This is a genomic window from Halogeometricum pallidum JCM 14848 (assembly GCF_000337095.1).
GTDB lineage: Archaea > Halobacteriota > Halobacteria > Halobacteriales > Haloferacaceae > Halogeometricum > Halogeometricum pallidum.
In genome coordinates this window covers 104,809-123,700 of the sequence record NZ_AOIV01000036.1, presented here as the reverse complement: position 1 = coordinate 123,700, position 18,892 = coordinate 104,809, and the positions used below count along the sequence as shown (strand labels likewise).

Below are 18,892 nucleotides of genomic sequence, written 5' to 3'. Positions count from 1 at the left end.
GAAGATTTCGTCGGTAGTGACAGACGTCGAAAGGAGTGAATTATTTACAAGCGCGCTCGATAGTGAGTGTCGTGCAACACCACGAGACGCCTATCCGAGTTGATCACATCGGTATCGCCGTCGAATCCGTCGATAACGTCGAACCGTTTCTGTCGGCGCTCGGGTGTGAGAAACTGTTAGACGATACTATCGAGAGTCGCTTTCGGTGGGTATACTACGAGCTCGGAGACGGCTCTCGTCTGGAGCTCATTGAACCCGTCGCTGAGGAATCGTTTCTCACCGACTTTCTCGACGAGCACGGACCGGGACTCCATCACGTGACACTGGAGACAGCCGATATCGACGCCGTAATCGGAACGCTGGAGGCAGCCGATGTCGATGTGATCGATTACAGAGAGTTTGAGGAGTGGACCGAGGCGTTCGTGTCCCCGCGCAACCCCACAGGCGCACTGTTTCAACTGATGGAGTATCAGGAAGCTTACGAACAGAATCGAGAGATACAAGCCCAGGAACTGTTCATCGATGGCCGACGTCTCACGAACAGTCAAGACCTGGGGGATAGCTGATGACTATTTGTAGGATGCTGCGACCACGTATCTTCAGAACCGAAAGCAGGGCCAGTAATACCTAATTCGACTCTGTAGTTCGGAGTCTATTCGGCGTGTTGCTCGAAGGCGTGAGCCGCCTGCAATACAGCAGCATCGTCGAAGTGGGGTCCGATGAACATCAGACCCACCGGGAGCCCGTTACTCGTGCCAGCCGGGAGAGAAATGGCCGGATGACCTGTGACGTCGAACGGGCAGGTATTGTGAATCTGATTGACCGCGCGTTCGATGATCTGGAGGTTCGTGGGGTTCTCAATTCGCTTGTGGGCGGTCTGCGGCGTCGTCGGCATCGCCAGCAAGTCCACATCTGCAAGTACCTCGTCGTAAGCTATTGATAGATCTCGTGACAAATTCTGGGCTTTTGCGTAGTAGTGGCTGTGGTATTCCTCGGCGAGGTACTCTCCGACCGTCGCGACAAGTTTGATCGTCGGTGGATACTCGTCAGCGTGTTCACGCCGAGCCTCGGCAAACGCGGCCATCAGATCAGTATCGTAGTAGCCGTTCCCGAAGTGGCCGATCCCCTCTCCGTTGATAGTCGCGGCCGTCCCCTCGTTTGCGATCCCGTTCCAGATCGGCAGTCCGTCAAGATGCATTGGGATCGACACCTCCGTGACCGTCGCGCCGGCCTCGGCAAAGTCATCAAGCGCTGTTCGCACCATCTTATCGACGTCCTCCTCGCTCTCCTCACGGCCGAATCCCTCCTTTACGACGCCAATTGTGAACTCCTCCGGCGCCGGATCATTGTCGACGGCGTCAGTATACGACTGCGTTTTGACGGCGCCCTGTCGCGGATCCAGAGGATCTTTACCAGCGATCGCCTCAAGAGTGCGGGCACAGTCCGCGACGTTACGCGCAAGTGGACCAGTGTGGTCAAACGACCGACCCAAACCGAGAATCCCCGTATAGGGTACGAGCCCATGAGTCGGCTTGTGTCCCACACACCCACACCACGACGCAGGAATACGAATCGAGCCCGCCTGATCCCCACCGATTGAGACGTCAACGTCTCCGGAAACAACAGCAGCGGCCGACCCGCTCGAAGATCCGCCAGCTAAATGCTCCTCGTCGTGCGGATTAAGTACGCCTCCGTATGCGGACATCTCCCCGCTGCCGGAAAAAGCGAGGTTTTCCATGTTGAGTTTAGCTGTAATCGTTCCTCCGGCGTCAAGCAATCGCGTGACGATGGTCGCGTCGATAGTGGGAATGTACCCGGAGACGACATCCGACCCAAACGTCATCTCGATGTCGGCCAACGAGACGTTATCTTTCAGGCCGACATCGTATCCCGCCAGCAATCCGGAGTCAGCGCCTCGAACGGTACACGTACGAATAGTAGCATTAAGTGGGTCCTCCTCGTGTGTCGGCTCGTCGCCCATCTTGCGGTCAGGATATTTTACCGCTGGTTTAGTTGGGGACAGCTCATCCAACCGCTCGTATGCTCCAAGAAGCCCCGGAATAACCGTAGCGATTTCTTCAACCTCATCCTCGGTGAGATCAATATAATGAGCTGCGGCGTATTGCTTGATTTCTTCCTTCGTAGGTGGCCGAAGATCAGACATAGATTGACAGTCCCGGTATCAGCACTTAGCGTTAGGGGTTAGACACGACAACCTGTTAACTAGATTTTTGTCGTTCATCCGGTCACTGGTTGAACGTGTACCAACCGATCGTCTACTTCACTGAGTCTATACAAACCGAAGCTACCCATTCGCACCCGCACAGATACGATCGTGGACGAGATTAAGCCAAACATAGGTTGGTTAATTCACTCCTTGAGAGACCGTCAACGTCAAGGTCAGCGTCCTCACACAACGGCTTCATCAGGCTACGAGCACCGTTTGCTGAGCTGTTCAAGCGGCACGGAACCGATCCGGCGGCTGCGTTCCTTCACGGAGTCGTCGAGAAACACGATTGCGAAGACACCGTGTTTCTGGTCGATCAGTTCGGCTATCGGACTGCCCTCTCTCGATTAGGATTGAGCGGCTGGGTTGACTATACGAATCGAAACCTGATCAAAGAGTGGTTTCACACTCTCAAGATGCGAGTTGACCGCTTCCATAATTCGTGGGTGGGCAGTCGGCTGAGTGTCTGCCAGTGGATTGCACTATTCATTCATTACTATAACGATCAACGACCGCATCAAGCGCTCAACGGACGAAGGCCGGTTGAAGAGGTTAACTAGACAGTGCCATTTCCGTTGCCAATTCTATACTCGGAAATGGGGATTTATATATGGAGATTAGGATATAAACAATAAATTCTGAATCTATAATGGGGACTATGGGCCTGAAATTTGGAATGTGGACATAATAAGGGGGTATTTGACAATATAAACCGTACGATACCTCGTACATTGGGGCAAGTTCGAGGGTTGGTGGTTCTGCTACGAAACTACCAATATCACCGATCACCAGTCAGCTTGGCGCGTTGGTAAGGTTCGCAGATGTTCATCACAACGCTAGGGAGGAAATCAACTTCAGACGGTCATATCGGAACAGGGGCTTCTTCTTCAGCCATTACCTGTCCTTACAGTGGGTCACAGAATCGGTGACACCCCGGTATTGCACTCCCAGGAATCGCTCAGTTCAGAACATACTGATAACGCACGTAAGAGGCAGGAACTGAGACGGGACTGGAGTCTCGGAGGACTCAAGCGATCCGTTCTCCTAGAAGCAAACAATGGGTCAGGGGCCCCTCGGAGTATTGTTTGGCAACCCGTTCGCGGTGATGAACACGATCGGGTTACTTACGTTCGCTCTCGTCGGATCATCGAAGGCAATCCGCGAGGAATTTGACCTGCTCGGAATTACCGTCGTCGGACTGACGATGGCATTCGCTGGCGGAGCGACGCGCGATCTCCTCGTAGCGCGAGTTCCGTTAGCACTTCAATCTCCGATCGAAATCGCTCTGGGACTGCTCGGAGTCGGCTTAGCGATCGCACTGGGTGTCATCCTCGCGTCTCCCGATAGGCATCCAGTTACGCTTATCGCGGACGCTATCGGACTCGCCGCGTTTACCACAACCGGTGCCATCGTCGCCACCGATGTGGGCGTTTCAGCATTTGGTGTTGTTGCGATTGCGACGATCAATGCAGTCGGTGGTGGTGCGTTCGCCGATATCCTTCTGGATCGGTCCCCGTTTATTCTCTTTGACGATTTCTATGCGAGTGTGCGGTTCTGGGCGGAAGTACGTACTTTTTAGCGGTGGTTGCCGGTGTCACCGGAAGTACTGCCGCTGGAATCTGCGCGGCTGTTACCGTGCTAACGCGGCTAGCTGCGGTCATTCGTGACTGGAACCTTCCAACAATACAGGGGCTAGGTCTCGTTGAACAGTAAATCGGTATTCAATGGTAAGATGTACTAGCGGAGAGAGAATTCAACTGTTGCGGGATATAATGAATAGTGGGTATGTACATAGTTTCTGAATGTGTTGTTTCTTCTTCTTATTTTGTCCTATAGCAATGCAACTGGCCAGTCGCTATACATCTACGCACAACCCCATTCTCCCCGTGCCCTAATGGTCGAGTATGTACACCGACGCGGAACTCAAGGATGGGGCCGAACCCGTAGACGCCGACAAATGTACTGAAATGCGCTGTGCGGTCGAATTAGGATACACGCTGCATGCAATCTCAGAGCTATTCGAGTTCAAGGAGAAAACGGTCCAGCAACACCTCCACAACGACTGCAAGCACTACTAAACGACTTGACGGTGCGTACCACCACAACATCAGACATTCAATGTCACTTGATTCTGAGTTGATATGGGCGAACCAATCGACTACCCGTTCTTAACCAACACCCAGACAAACTCCTCTCTGTACCGTTGGTTAACCGCATGCCGATGGTTTTAGTCGTAACTATCTTATTAACCATTCTGATATACACTCTCTAAATACAGAAATTACTTATTACGTGCCAAAATACGCTCTCGATATATGCCGCAACTCAGCCGGTGCATACCTACACAAATGAGAACTCGGTTAGCTACCACCGACAACATCGATGGTTCCTACCGTGAGTGGGATAACCGCGTCAACGCGCCTACTCTCTGTCGCCGTCTACGCGGCGAGGCGATGACGGTTCACGATGTCGATTCAGAGAACCTCTGGGACCTTCTCACCCAAGTCCGCACGCGGGAGTACATGGATGTCGGAACCCCTACCGAGACCAATCACTCCAACGATCGTGCAGCACTCGCCGAACACACAGAGCACACCCAACGTACTATGTCACAGGACAGTACTTCCTCCCAGACGTCTGAGAATCGTACTAACAGTCACTCCCTACTAACGAGCACTGGTTCTAGACAAGCCGTTCTCACCGTCGCGCTGTTGAGCCTGTTTGCTGTCTCCCCCGTCGCAGCGCAAACCGGCGCAGTTTGTAGCGCCGACAAGCTCCCGAGTATGATTGAGGGGTTCTTCCAGCTGACTACTGGACTCGGCATCGTCGGCGTTGCCGTGGTCTGGCAGGCTGATTCCCTTATCGAGATGTTCACCCTCAATTCGGAGCAGAAGAAAGGGCTCAAGCGCCACAAGCGCTCGGCGATGAAGTCTGCCGTCATCCTCCTCGTCCTCGGCCCGCTGTACACGGTCGCCGGATCGATGATGAGTCTTCCACTGGCTGACTGCGTTAATCTCACTCCCTGGTAGGCGACTTCCNGGCCTCGTCACAGCTACCCCACCACGACCGGGGACAGAAGACAATGGGCTCTCTGAGAACGAATCCGCGACGCTGTGGTCTCGTGACACGGACAACTACACGAGTCAAGAGGAGTACCGCCAACGCTACGGTGACGAGCGGACGGCCATCCATCAAATCGCCAACGGGAGCGATATCACGTTCAAGCGACCGCCTGCGACTGCCGCGACGTGGACTCGAAACGATTTCGAGGACCTCGAAGCAGGTGGTTCAGACACGTCCATACATCCGCCTCACGCGTCGCTCGAAGACGGAGTGTTCATTCAGGACGCCCACGCGACCGTGTTCGCAGTGCAGCCATCGACCCGTGGGCACCTCGAATCCGGTGACACCCCACTCTACATCGCACCGAACGGAACGATACGCGGGTTCGTCGATTACCGCGTCCGTCTTCCGAACGAGAGTTCCTCGGGGAACAGAACCGTCGAGTGGTCGCTCGCGGAACACGAGATCAAAGAGGTTCGACTGCAGAAAGACGGAGAGACCATCGCGAGAACTGAGGGGTCGCACACACCAGCGCTCGACTATCGGATCGACGACGACTGGAGTGCAACCCTCTCCCTCGAAGCCGAGATCCACATCCGACTGAAGAAGACGATACAGACGGATGGGATCAACGGAACCAGTGTCGACGTCGTCTACCGAGAGGAGACGCGAAACGTCTCTGATTCGGTCGACGTCGAAATTTACGACCTCTCTGCGTACCCCTACTACGCCGAGTACCCTAACGACGATGCTGGCGTCGCTATCTTTCAGTCTCGGCCGTGGCAGGGCTATACGCTCACCGATGAGGGGAACGCGAGCGTGCGTGGTGTCTGGCGGTTCTACACCGCTCGCAACACTAACTGGGATACACTCGTCAGATCGAATCGGACCGACAGCGCTGAAGTCGAGTCCGATGCGATCCCCGTGTACGTTCACGCGTATCCATCTCGAATCGGGCCACGTGCTGAACCCGTTCGGGACGGCCCGGAGATCATCGACACGTGGGGGACGGAACGGTCCTCCCCACTGGAGAGTATCGGCGAGAACGTCACCATCGAGGTCGTCAACCAGTCCTACGAGACGACGTACGGTGTTGCCGTCCGTACCGAGAATGTCGACAGAGAAGCGCTCCACGTCGCGGGCATCGTTCGCGGCGTGAACGCGTCTATCGCTGAGCCCGACGCCGGCTCCGAGCGACAGCTTCGTCGCAGCAACCTCTCAGTCGAAGTGCTCCAACAGAACCAGTCGCAGGCGAGGCTCCGAATCGAACTGCGCGACAACGAGACTGGCGCACCGATCATCCTCAATGACGATACCCGTCGATATCTGATCGGGGGGAGCGCTCGTAACGGCTCTATCACCATCGCCGATCAGGAGGTCGAGACCAACGCCTCTGGCGTCGCCATCGTAACGATCACTGAACCCGGCATCTACACGGCCCGCTACCATCCGGGGTCGTGGCTCGGACACAACCCGGCCTACGTGAGTGACACGGCGACCGCTCGCTGGCATCCACTCGGAACCATCAATGGCTGGTTCGACCTCGTCTTCGAGGCCGGCTGGCAGTTCATCCCTTTCTTCGTGATGTTCTACGCGGGGCGCCGTCTCCTCCGAATGCTCGGTCCAGCAGACATCTTCCAACGAAACCCATGACCAGAAACAATCCACACATCAGTCGAAGAAACGCCCTCCGAACAGTCGCAGGTGTCGCACTTGCGAGCGTAGCTGGTTGTCTGAACGACGGTGGAAGCTCCGAAGGAACTTCCAGTGACGGTACAGCCGCTACAAACAGTGAGGGGCCGCTTAAGCGAGTCACCGTCGAAGGGACGGCACTCATCGTCGAGCTCTTGGCAGAAGCCGATGTCGACCAAGTCAACCTCATCCAGCCGAACGANAAGCGAGTCACCGTCGAAGGGACGGCACTCATCGTCGAGCTCTTGGCAGAAGCCGATGTCGACCAAGTCAACCTCATCCAGCCGAACGAAGAGCTGTTCGGAACGCGTGACGTGGCTGCAGGGGCCCAGCAGGTCTCGTTCAAGATCGGAACCGCATACGAGCCCGGAGAGTACCGCGTGGTCGCACTGAAAGGCGAGGAGACAGTCGCAGAGAGTATCGAGGAAATCAGGCCACAGATCGAGATTCGGGAGATCGGGCTGTATCGAAATAATCCAGACAAACCTTGGGATGTGGTCTATGGAGAGAGTCAGACTGATAGGAAAAAGAACGGAGAGGCATTTGTTACAGTGGAGAACACAGGCAGTGGTCCAGATGCTATCGTGGAGCTACAATTTACTGGGGACGTCCCCAATCCAATTGAGAATCCTAGGGAAGGTGGGCTGTATGAGACTGAACGAGTGGTAATTCCGCCTGGTGAGACGATCGACCTGTTCAGTAGCTCGTTCCCGTTTGGGACAGAAACAGCGGACGGAGGGGGCTGCTCACCAGATGGCAATAACGGCCAATTCACTGTATCTGTTAGAACACAGGTTAGTGGCGATCAGGTCTCGAAAACCTACGAAGCCCAATACACTGGTTCCAACGACATGACTGATTGCGAGGTTACAATCACGGAGTCCTGACTATGGTTGATTTGATTGACGTCGTACTAGAAGGTGCCAAAGCCGTCGTCGATTGGTTTACCGGTCTGTTCATGGACGGGCTCAGATCGGGGTACGAGACATTGACAGAGGCGATGTTCGGGACACCTACTCCAAACACGGACGGAGCATTTGTCTTCGGAGATCCGACGAACGCACCTTGGCCAGCAATTCAAGATGCTCTTGTCGGTGGAGAGATCATGCTCATCTCTCTTCTACTCCTCGTGATGAGTGTTCAAGGGCGGCACACGATTCGAATCTTCAATATCGGAAGTGCCTACGAGGCCCGAAAAACGAAGAAAACTGCATGGGTCGGTGCCTTCCTTATCATAACCTGGTACTGGGTTGGGTCTCTGACCCTCTACCTCGTCGATGGGTTCACTATTGCACTGATGCCAGAGCTCTCCTCGGTCACAGAGGCTATGCTTGGATATTTAGAGGTGTCAATTACAAATCCCGGGTTGGCACTCTTGTTTGCCCTTGTTGGTGGTATTTCGATGTGGGTATTGGAGGCATTATTCTACATCCGGAAGATTCTCATCTATGTGTACTTGTATGGAATGCCCGTTGCCTTCGCTCTCGCCTATGGGAATATTCCGGTAGTCTCTGATATCGCTCTAGGATTCAGTAAGCGGTTTGTCCCACTCACAGTTCTCCCACTACCTGCCGCGATAATCCTCAAAGGCTATGACCTGATTTACGCTGGGAAAACGCTGACTCCAGGAACGAGATTCCTCAAATATCTGGTCGCAGCATCACTTCCGCTAATTGCTCTCTACGTAACTTGGAAGACGTTCAGATACGCGACGCCGCTGACCGCCAAGGTCGTGGGGGGAGCGACGAAAGGAGCGGCACTCATCGGTGGCGTCGCAGCAGGCGCGTCCGTCGGTGGTGCCGGCGTCGCGACGACTGCTGCTCGGTGGGGACCAAAAGCAGCCGCTGGTCACGCTCTCGCTCAGAAGGCCGCAGCACGCGCAGAATCCGGTACCGAAGAGAACAGTCCGCCGTCGTACCGGCGAACCGAGAACGACCCTGGAATTCACTAACAATGTCGATGGATCAAGACGCAGCTGCACGACGCATCATGGACCAGTTCGGCGAAGAGAGTCGCATCCCTTATCTCAATATCGAGGAAGGGGACGTCAGCGTACTCATCGCCTTCCCGATTGTTGGCCTGTTCATCGCAGGCCTCACCGGGATTGAATCACTCGCCCTTCCGTTCGTCGTGGGCGGGTTCGGGTTTGGTGTTGCCGTCATCTACGTCTCTCCCAATCACCTCAATGCGTGGACCTGGACAAAGAGCATCTATCGGTACGCCAAGCGTCCGCAGATTACGTTTAGTGCTCCAGAGGAGCCAGACGAGAATACGAACGAGACTGAGCGAAACGAGGGTGGCCTTGCGAACTACACGCCGTTCAAACCGGACGAACGAACGCAGGACCTCACGAACGTCAAGCGGGCGTGGCCCGGCGCTGGAGCGATTCAACGGGCAGACGGAACGATGGAGGCCTTCATCGAGATCGACCCTGGGAACATGGACTTCGCCATGTCCGAGGACTGGGCTCAGCTCCAAGAGGCGGGCGAAGAGTTCGCCAACAAGGAACTCGACTCGAAGCTCAAACTTCATGCGACAACCCGGTCATTCCCGGTCACACAGATTACGGAGACGATCGAGGAGCGACTTAACGACGAAGACGTCACGCAGAACCCGATTTTCCGAGAACTCCTCGAGGAGTACCGTGAAACACGGCCCAAGGAGATGCGTGACCGAGGCATCCAGCAGGTACGATACTATCTCGGTGTCGAGGTCTCCCCGCTAGAGGTCTACGACCGATTCCGAGACGAAGGAACGCCCGCCGAGAAGCTGACGCAGTTCCCCGTCATCGGGTTCCTGTTCAACCCGTTCGTGACGCGGCGTGAGGATCTGACGGCTGTTGAGCGGCGGGCTCAGATGTTCGAGAAACTCGACAGCCGCGTCAACGATGTTCGCTCTGAGTTCATCCAGCAGGCCTCTGGCTGGTCTGCTCGCCGGCTCAGTACGGTCGAACTGTTCGTCCTGAACATGGACTTCTGGAACGGACGAGAGCACGACGCCGAGGAGGCTGAGCACGCTGTTCGCGAGCAACCGATCATCGGTCGCTCACGCCGGGAGGATGAGGTCAATGCGTAACGTCATCCTGCAGGCGAGTGGCGGTATCCTCGGCCAGTTCACAGAGTGGCTTCTAAACCCCATGTCGCCCGAAGGCGCCGCGATTTACGCTATACTGGTTGCTCCCTCGGGGCCAGTGGCAAACACCTCTGGGACCGCCACACCGCCGACAGCGAACCGGAGGTCGGCTTCTCGGACGTCCTCGATAAGCAAACGCTCGAAGAGGGTCACGCAGAGGGGCAGCTTCTCGACGACATCTCCGAGTCCCACAAGACGGTGATTGCGCCGGCAGCCATCGAGTGGGAGACACGAGCAGCTCACGTCGGCGAGCAGTGGACAACGACACTGTACATTGCTGACTACGCCGATTATCCGAACGACGGCTATCTGAGCGACCTCTTCGAGTTGACCGACGTTGAGTTCGACCTTACAGCACACATCACACCCAAGAACCAGCAGCGGGCACGGANCCGAACGACGGCTATCTGAGCGACCTCTTCGAGTTGACCGACGTTGAGTTCGACCTTACAGCACACATCACACCCAAGAACCAGCAGCGGGCACGGAACGAACTACAGGACATCGCTGACGATCTCCAAGTCGATGCCGACCTCGAACAGAGCGTCCGCAGTGCGTACCTCCAAGAGCGAGCGAACGAAGCGGCTGCGACCTACAAGGCCGTCGAGAGCGGTGCGAACGTCTTCGACCAAGGGATGTTCATCACGGTTCGTGACGACAACAAAGATGACCTCCGAGACTCCATCCAGAAGGTCAAGAGCGCGCTCCGCGACGACCCGGCGAACCTAACGCCGAAGACCGCGATTTGCCGGCAGGACCTCGCGCTCCAGTCGGCTGCCCCGATTGGAGACAACAAGTTTGGCCGCGAGTCTATCGCCCTTGGTGGTGCTATCGGTGCACTCCTCTCCTCACCGCATAACGCGACGATTCTCGAGGAAGGCGGTGTCGAGTTCGGTATCCACAAGGACAACCAGAGTCCCGTCGTCATCGATCCGTTCGCCCGTGACAGCGGGTACGCAATGTTCACCGTCGGTGATACTGGCTCCGGGAAATCGTTCGGTTCGAAACAGAACTTCATTCGCTCGATCGAACAGAGCAAGGACCGCATCGGCATCATCCTCGAACCGCTCAACAACTGGGCGGGCGTCTCCGAAGCACTCGGTGCGAAACGTATCACCGTCGGTGGGACGCTCGGTCTGAATCCTCTGGAGATCCGCCAGACACCCGACCACGTACAGCGTGCGATGGGTGAGGACGCGAGCCCATTCAACGAGAAGCTCGACGACGCAATGAGCTTCCTGACGAACTTCTTCGCACTGCGTGGTATCTCACTCGGTGACCGCCGGACGACGCTCGAACTCGGCCTCAAGCGCGCCTACAAGCGCAACGACATCACCGACGATATCTCGACGCACAGCAACCCCAGCCCGACCATCCGAGACATGATGGACGTCTTCGAGGACATGGTCGACGACCCCGAGTCGTTCGTGGTTCGGTCCGACGAGGAGGCCGGGAAGATCCGCGAAGACGCAACGTGGCTTCTCGACCAGCTCCGCCCCTTCGAGGAAGAGGGTCGCCACGCTAATCTCGGGAAGCCCTCGGAGTTCGACATCCGTGACGAGAAGGTCATCTACCTCGACCTTGCACAACAGGAGGGCAGCGTCGACAGCAGTACGGCGCTGACGATGCAGTTGCTCATCTCGCTCGTGTACGAGCGGGCGAAAGAGACGGACAAGGAGGTCGTGTTCGTCATCGACGAGGCCCGGTACATCATGCAAGACGCCGCGAGTCTGGCGTTCCTCGAGACAGTATTCCGCCATCACCGCCACCACGACCTCTCGATTCGTCTCGTCACGCAGACCGTCGACGAGTTCTTCGAGCACGCCGAATCCGAAGCCATCCTCGATCAGTGTGCGGTCAAGCAGTTCCATCGCCTAGACGGGATGGACGACCAGTGGGCCGACGAGTTCGGCCTGAATTACGCCCAGATGCGCTACGTGCAGGACGCAGTCCCCGGGAACGAGGACGCAGGTTTCTCCGAGGCGCTCGTCGGCGTCGACGGCGAGTGGCGCGGCATCAAGGTCGAGGCAATGCCCAAGGAGAAGCAAGTCATCGACTTCGACCCGACCGAGCAGGTGCGGTCCTCACTCCCCGGTGCTGGCGAGGAAGCAGTCGACACGGACGTACAGCAGTTCCGTGAGGAGCTGGAACAGCAGGCCACGAACGGACAGTCGAAAGAAGCCGAACCCGCCTCTGCGAAACCCGATGGCGGAGCGATGGAGGGGGAGGACGATGCGTGAATATCTCCGAGTCACGCCGACATCCGAGGAGCTTGAACCCGAGGGAATCCCTCGAGTCCTCGAAAGCCTGCACAAACTGGCGACGACAGAGTCGACGGGACTCGCGCAGAAGCTGAACCCGCTCCACAGTAAGACACCGCCCCAGTTCGAGTTTCTCGCATTGAGTGAGGGAGCGGACGACCCTGTCGAGTTCTTCTACGGCGTCGACGAACATCGCGATACACTGGAAAAACGGCTCCGTTCGATCTACCCCGAGACGTTCGACATCGAGCGTGTCGACGTCGACGTGGCCGCTCGGCTCATCCAACCAGTCGAATTCACACGAGCCGAGTTCATCGAACACTACGAAGCAGGGCATCTGCAGTACGAATTCAGCCCCGACGAGCAGTACGAACTCGACAGCGAGGACCGTGATCAAAATCACGCGGCGGCGACTGAAGCCTCCCCGTTTGCAGATGGAGGTGCCACGGTCGATGCATCCCTTTGTCACTTCGTCGAGGTCGGTGAGACCGCCCTCAAGCTCGCACCACCGAGCGCAATCCCGGACGAGAAGCCACTGACGACGCTCGAAAAGCCAACCGAGACTGCGGAGGGAACGATTCTCGCTCGGCCCACCATCGACGCCGTCTCGCCAGTTGGCGTGCGCTGGTCCGGTTCAGCCACCCGGAAAAAAGACTGGATGACGTCGTTGACGCCCTTCGCCCCTGGCGACGGCGACGACGGGTCAGTAGCTGTAGACCAGCCCGGTGCGACACTGGCGTCACTAGTGGACCACCTGATGGAGGCAGCCTCACCTGTGGCGTTTCAGGTCGTGTTCCAGCGACGGGCGAGCTGGCAGTCCGACGCAGAGGTCAGAAAAGAGGATCTCGTCGACGGCCGGGACACCTTCTTCCAGGAGGTCGTGGGCTCTTTCCTCGAGGTCGAAGACCAGCGGAGCGATCACGACGAGAAACAGCTCAGCGAGTCAGTCGCCAAGCGCATCGAGTACATCGACGCGAAGAATCCCAAGCGGTCGTACACTACCAACATCAGGGCAATCGGTGTTCCGACCGACGACGAATCTCACGACGAACTCGCGGCCCAGATGAACTCACTTCGTCCCGTGTTCGACCCGGTTGACGGCCCCTATTACGAAGTTGAGGGAGAACGACTCCGTGCTGACGGCTTTCGAGAAAAGACGAAGGCGAAGAACGCCCGGACTGCCCTCCGTCGGCTACTTGACCGGGAGATTACAACCGGCCGAGGCAAGACCCGACCTGACTTCGTCCTCAGTGGGACGGAACTCGCGAACTTCGTCTTGGTTCCTTCCTCCGAGCAACTCACAGTAGAAGGAACACGCGGAACCCGCGCTGAACAGCAAAGCCGGAACCCGCTTCCGTGGCCCAATCCGGACCTGATTCAGCAGTTTCAGGAGGGGATGGCGATTGGGTATGCGCTCGATGAGAACGGAGCCCCCCAACCGGACCCGATTCGGATTCCGCCCAAACTCCTGACGACGCACTACGGCCGGTTCGCATCGACAGGCGGCGGGAAATCGAAGGCAATCATCAACGATGCGCTGTCCCTCCGTGAGACGACCGGCGGCCCCGTTGTGGTCGTCGATCCGAAAGGCGACGGCATGTGTGCCAACTACCTTCGCTGTCACTACGACCGCTTCAACGGGCTAGACGACGTCTACCAGTTCCGCGTCCCGGAGACTGTCCCCGCGTTCTCCTTCTTCGATATCCGGCCCGCGCTCGAAGCCGGGCGAAACCGCGAGGACGCCATCCAGGACAAGGTTGACCACTTCCACGACATCCTGCGGATGATCATGGGCCGCGAGCAGTACGGACAGGCGTTCGTCGCCAACGAGATTCTCAGTTACCTCATCAAGGCCCTCTTCGACGAGGAGTACGGGAACGACGTCTTCGGCCTAGACGATCTCTTCGCGGCAGCCCTCCGGATGCAGCGAGAGCGGACTGTCCCGCCGGTTTCGGCAGACAACAGGAACGTCGAGGAGTCGCTCACACGGCACTTCGCGAAGGACGACCACCGGTTCCAGGTGTCGATGGACGCCGTCGGGAACCGCCTCGATAAGCTCAGAGAGGACGCACACCTGCGACGGATCTTCAGCCACGTTCCGGAGCAGGACGATACCGGAGAGTACGTTGACAACCGATTCGACTTCCGCGAGTTCCTCGACGAAGACGCCACGATCCTGTTCGACTTGGGAGACCTCCGTCCGGAGGCACAGCGAGCGATCACACTCCTCCTGTTGAGTAACCTCTGGGACGCAGTGCAGGTGCGTCGACGTGACGGGAACACGGACTACGAGAACCTTACCAACCTCATCATCGAGGAGGCAGCCCCCGTCGCATCAACGAAACTCGTTTCCGAGCAGTTGCTTCCACAAGGGCGGTCGTTCGGCCTGAGCATGGGACTGGTGATGCAGTTCCCCGGACAGGTCCGAAATCGGAGCGAACGCGCCTACGACGAGGTCCTCAACAACATCAAGACGAAGCTCATCGGGAACATCTCCATCGAGCGCGACCTCGCAGAGTCGCTGGCCCACGAAGACTTGAGCCCGACCGACCTTCGGAATCGGATCAACACGCTCCCCAGCGGGGAGTGGATCGCGCAACTCCCGAGTCCGTCATTCGGGGAGACGGGGCCGGCCCCGTTCTCAGTGAAGCCACTCCCGATAGCAGCTGGGCATCCAGAGAGCGGCGAGCCGCTCTCTGTCGAACAGGAGGACCACTTCGAGACCGTGGCCCTCCCACGGCTTTCGGAGCGAACACAGGCCCGATATGGGCTTGCAGAGACTACCAGCGAATCGGAGACAGCCGAAGACAAGGGCTGGGGAAGTAGACCGAACGACGAAGGTTCGACATCCGCAGACTCAACTAGTCCTACGGACTCGACGCAGTCGTCTTTCATCGGACAGGCAACCAGTGGTTCGGCGGCCGAGGAAGAGAAGAAAGAGAAAAACGCGGACACCACCTCGTTATTTGGAGATTCCGGGGCAATTGAGCCGGAAGAACCAGTCAGTGAAGAAGCGGAGACTGTCGTCGAGGAGAATGGGTCGTCACCAGTACAGGCAGGTGGTGTAACCGTTCCAGATGACGAACTCCAGCGGCGCGGACTCACGCACGACGACGTCCGATTCCTAACCCGCATTCTCGACGTGATGAATGGTGACGCACCAAATCACAGACTCTTGGATTCAATGAGTTCGTTCAAGAGCGACTTTGAGGATTTGGATGTGCAACGGCTCGTCGAGCAAGACCTGCTGGAGGAAGGACGAGCGTGCGGTCGGAAGTACTACACCGTCCTCCCGGCAGGGCGTGAACTCCTCGGGCAGAAGCTCAAGGTCGGTCCTGGTCAGGGGGACATCGGTGAGAAGACGCCGCACAAGGTCGGTGTGAAGCTGCTCGAACTGTGGTTAGACTCCCGCGACGACGTCGCACAGGTCGAGCCGTACTACGAGTACGATGAAGAGACGGTGTTCGACGTTGTCGGTCTCGATGCTGACGGGGAACTCGTGTGGGTCGGTGAAGCCGAACTCGCGAGTAACAACAAACACGCGCCGGTCGACGACTACGACAAGCAGAGCACGGTGGACGCGAACGCTGTCTGGGCGTTCAACAGACGCGAGACGGCCGTCGAGGTGTTGGACCGCCTCGCGGAAGCCGACCGGATAGAAAGCAGCGTGAGCGGGCGTGCAGCCCGCTCGTTCTCGGACATTCGAGAGGCCGTTGAATCGTTCGATGCAGCTGGGTTGACGACGATTCGGAGCTTCAACAAACTCGATCAGGAGTTCAACACATGACGTGGCGCCACGCAACCCGCGAGGAGATCTACAGGTACTACACGGAGGAATTCCCCTCGTACGTCGACGAACTCCCGTCGTTCATCACCGCGAAGGGGCCGAAACAGTACGCACTCGCGTTTCGAGAACCATATCCGGTACGGAAAGACGGGGGCCCAGACAAGGACTTCATCCGTCGAGATACGTGGCAGACGAACGTCTCAGGTGACCGAACCACGACAGCGTTCCACGACTTCGACGACGTCTTCGAGTTCATCCGCCATCCAGCACGGAACGACCCACTCGGGCGGAGCGACTTCGCGCTCGCCGATCCTGATCTGCTCGACAAACCAGACCCACGTCCTGATGCGGTCTACTACGCCCTCGATCACTGGGAACGACCGTGGGTGCTCCTCATCGATATCGACGCGAAAACGATAGCCCGAGAGCGAGCAGCACAAGCGGTCTCGGATGAGGATGCGACGGAAGACAGCGATGAACTGCTCGATTCCGCGGGTATTCTCGAAGCAGACCCGGCAGGCTACCCGTATGCCTTCGAGGATATCGAACGGGCCATCGAGTACGGCTTTGAGGTGCGAGATATTTTCGAGGACGACTTCAACGCTGAGGAGACGATGGTAGTCTACAGCGGTCAGGGCGTTCACGTCTACCTCCTTGACAGCGATCCAGCCCATCGGTACGACGCCAAGAGCCGGGAAGTGCTGAACGACCTTCTGCAAAACCCCTACGAGATTCCTATCGACCCGGTGGTCACCGCCGATCGGCGTCGGGTCGCCCGGCTCCCCTACTCGTTGCACGCTGACGTCTGTAGTATCGTCACGCCCATCGAGAGCCCAACCTTCGACGTCCGGTCTGCGACACCGGAGGTGGTCAAGGAATGACTCAGTCGACGCCTGTCGAGGACGAGCGTGCCGCCTATCGCGTTGCAACGCTCCCGCTCGAATACGGCACGAGCCGCGTCAACCAGCTGTTCGCGCGGGGCTACAACCGCTACATTGTCGACGGCGAAGAGCAACCAGAAGATTTGTTGAATGATCTCGAGCGATTCGGGACGGCGGCGTTCAAAGAAGACGTCAGGGCCAACGCCGCAGAGGAACCCTTCGTCGACGAGCCCGGAACGCTCGCCGTACTCGCGACGTTGAGTGCTATCTGCGTCAAGGCACACCCGAAGTTCGAACACGCCCCACCGCGAAAGGTGCAGGTCCTCTACGATATTCGCGAGCTCTACGTCAACAATCTCGCCTCTCTTCTTCGAGAATTCGGTGATGGGGGTCTCCAACAGGATATCGCAGAGGTTCTGTACGCGAAAGACCCCGGAGAGGACGGACCACACCCCGGTCGCGTTTGTACGGGGATCAAAGAGATACCCGAGTTCGGTGACGGATTGTATCTCGAAATCCCGATGGCCGCAGCATCGAGGAAGTGCCTCGTTCACGCCGATACTGAGACCGGAGAAGCCGGGGAACTGCTCACTCGCGTCGAGAACAACTGCCTCTATGTGCCCGTCGGTGATTTCGACACGAAGTATCGTGAGTACGCCAGACGTGCGTTCAAGAAGCTCCTGCGGGTCCAAGAGGAGAACCTCTCCGAAGACCAGCTGACGTGGCTAACGACGAATGAGTCGGCCATCACAGAGCGTATCGACCGCTTCATCGAGACGGGACACCACGAACGGATCTGGCGAGATTGGAACCCCGGAGAACGGACCATCCGTGTACTCCGGGATGCGATTCGAGACGCTCCAGACGAGGTCGTCTCACTGGGAGAGTTCCACTCGGCGAAAGAACTGTTTGAAGCAGTAGAGGCGTACGATCCGGAAGCGGGCTGGAAGCGAGATGTGTGTAATCGCATCTCGAGTCCTCGGAGTCTCGGGAACCTTCTCGCATCCCAGCAGGACCACCGGAGTCTGACCATTCGAGAGCACAGAAATACGAACCACTATCGGATTCAGGAGTCTTCGCGTGGCGTCCAGCCCCTCGACGTCGAGGCAATCGAAGACCTGTTCGAGCTTCCCTGTATGGCGAATATGGCCGAGCGCCTCCAGGAGAAGAAACCAGTCCGAAAGGACCTGTACAACTTCGCCCGGATGGTGATGTGGCTTCCCCAGTACCAGAATAGTGACCTCGAGACGATTGTCACAGACCTCAAGGACGTCTTCTCGCGATGGCCCTGGTACGACGAGCAGGTCACCGATTACCAGATTCGCTACGAGTTCTCGAACACCATTGGAGGCGACCCCCCGCTTCCGATGAACTGTGACAACGACGATATGCAGCGGTACTGCATTGGGCAGGAGCAGTGCCCGTACTCGATCTGGGGGAGCCTTCCCTTCCCGGATGAGATGTATGACCAGCTAGATGGAACAGGGTCTACGGGAGAAGAATTCTAGATTTGAGCATCGGTACTCCCGTCCGGGGCGAGGTATCTCTGGCGTTTAGTTTGGCAATTAGTTGTAGAAACCTACCATATTATCTATATTTCTCTGAGAGAAGTGCGCAACCCTGTCTAAAATCCCGTCATGCACTTTTCAGAGCCTGTATCGTCTGATTTCGAGAGTGACGGGGAGATCATCTGCAGAGGCATCAAACGAGCCATTAATTTCCTTGGTTAGATGCTGCCCAAGCCTGCTCACACTAGAGCACCAATACTCCCGAAATCGAGTGCTTCACCCCACCGTCAAGCACAATTCTTCCCAACCACCGCATTTTCTGGTTCGTCGAGGACCCTATT

The 18,892-nt window shown here is 57.3% G+C and carries 11 protein-coding genes and 3 pseudogenes; 13 read left to right on the top strand and 1 reads right to left on the bottom strand.

The genetic code is table 11. The features are described from left to right. Positions 1-71 precede the first annotated feature (71 nt). Positions 72-566, top strand: a complete 495-nt coding sequence (locus tag C474_RS14385; RefSeq protein WP_008388081.1) for a VOC family protein — start codon at positions 72-74, stop codon at positions 564-566. Between the two features lie 86 nt (positions 567-652). On the opposite strand, the gene C474_RS14380 is transcribed toward C474_RS14385, so the two are convergent. Continuing rightward, the gene (locus C474_RS14380) at positions 653-2,164 is read right to left on the bottom strand and encodes an amidase (RefSeq protein WP_049917031.1); all 1,512 of its coding nucleotides are present in this window, start codon (positions 2,162-2,164) and stop codon (positions 653-655) included. 284 nt (positions 2,165-2,448) lie between these two features. Between C474_RS14380 and C474_RS21705 the strand changes: the two are divergent. From C474_RS21705 to C474_RS14330, 12 genes and pseudogenes are all read left to right on the top strand, one after another. Continuing rightward, positions 2,449-2,787: pseudogene (locus C474_RS21705) on the top strand (IS6 family transposase); the annotation flags it as partial. Positions 2,788-3,284: 497 nt separating this feature from the next. After that, a pseudogene (locus C474_RS14375) lies at positions 3,285-3,940 on the top strand (trimeric intracellular cation channel family protein). Between the two features lie 191 nt (positions 3,941-4,131). Continuing rightward, positions 4,132-4,305 carry a hypothetical protein gene (locus tag C474_RS22390; protein WP_008388072.1) on the top strand — a complete coding sequence of 58 codons (174 nt, stop codon included), beginning with the start codon at positions 4,132-4,134 and terminating at the stop codon, positions 4,303-4,305. Between the two features lie 528 nt (positions 4,306-4,833). Next, a complete protein-coding gene (locus C474_RS14370; RefSeq protein WP_049917048.1) occupies positions 4,834-5,256 on the top strand; it encodes a hypothetical protein in 423 nt (140 codons plus the stop codon). Beyond that, complete coding sequence (locus C474_RS14365; protein ID WP_049917030.1) at positions 5,228-6,943, top strand: hypothetical protein; 1,716 nt, start codon at positions 5,228-5,230, stop codon at positions 6,941-6,943. The genes C474_RS14370 and C474_RS14365 overlap by 29 nt, the downstream gene beginning before the upstream one ends. Then, entirely contained in the window at positions 6,940-7,869 is a 930-nt protein-coding gene (locus C474_RS14360) for a hypothetical protein (protein WP_049917029.1), read from the top strand. The genes C474_RS14365 and C474_RS14360 overlap by 4 nt, the downstream gene beginning before the upstream one ends. Positions 7,870-7,871: 2 nt before the next feature. Then, positions 7,872-8,933: a hypothetical protein gene (locus C474_RS14355; RefSeq protein ID WP_008388064.1), complete on the top strand. Its 1,062-nt coding sequence runs from the start codon at positions 7,872-7,874 to the stop codon at positions 8,931-8,933. Positions 8,934-8,935: 2 nt separating this feature from the next. Beyond that, on the top strand, positions 8,936-10,057 hold the full coding sequence (locus C474_RS14350) for a hypothetical protein (RefSeq protein ID WP_008388063.1): 1,122 nt from the start codon (positions 8,936-8,938) through the stop codon (positions 10,055-10,057). Further along, positions 10,050-12,354, top strand: a pseudogene (locus C474_RS14345) (VirB4 family type IV secretion system protein). Before C474_RS14350 ends, C474_RS14345 begins: the two are co-directional and overlap by 8 nt. Next, positions 12,347-16,162 (top strand): ATP-binding protein, encoded by a 3,816-nt coding sequence (locus C474_RS14340; RefSeq protein ID WP_049917047.1) that lies wholly within the window; start codon positions 12,347-12,349, stop codon positions 16,160-16,162. The pseudogene C474_RS14345 and the gene C474_RS14340 overlap by 8 nt, the downstream one beginning before the upstream one ends. Then, positions 16,159-17,043: a bifunctional DNA primase/polymerase gene (locus tag C474_RS14335; RefSeq protein WP_008388059.1), complete on the top strand. Its 885-nt coding sequence runs from the start codon at positions 16,159-16,161 to the stop codon at positions 17,041-17,043. The genes C474_RS14340 and C474_RS14335 overlap by 4 nt, the downstream gene beginning before the upstream one ends. Further along, positions 17,040-18,551: a primase-associated protein gene (locus C474_RS14330; protein ID WP_008388057.1), complete on the top strand. Its 1,512-nt coding sequence runs from the start codon at positions 17,040-17,042 to the stop codon at positions 18,549-18,551. Before C474_RS14335 ends, C474_RS14330 begins: the two co-directional genes overlap by 4 nt. The last annotated feature ends 341 nt before the right edge of the window (positions 18,552-18,892 follow it).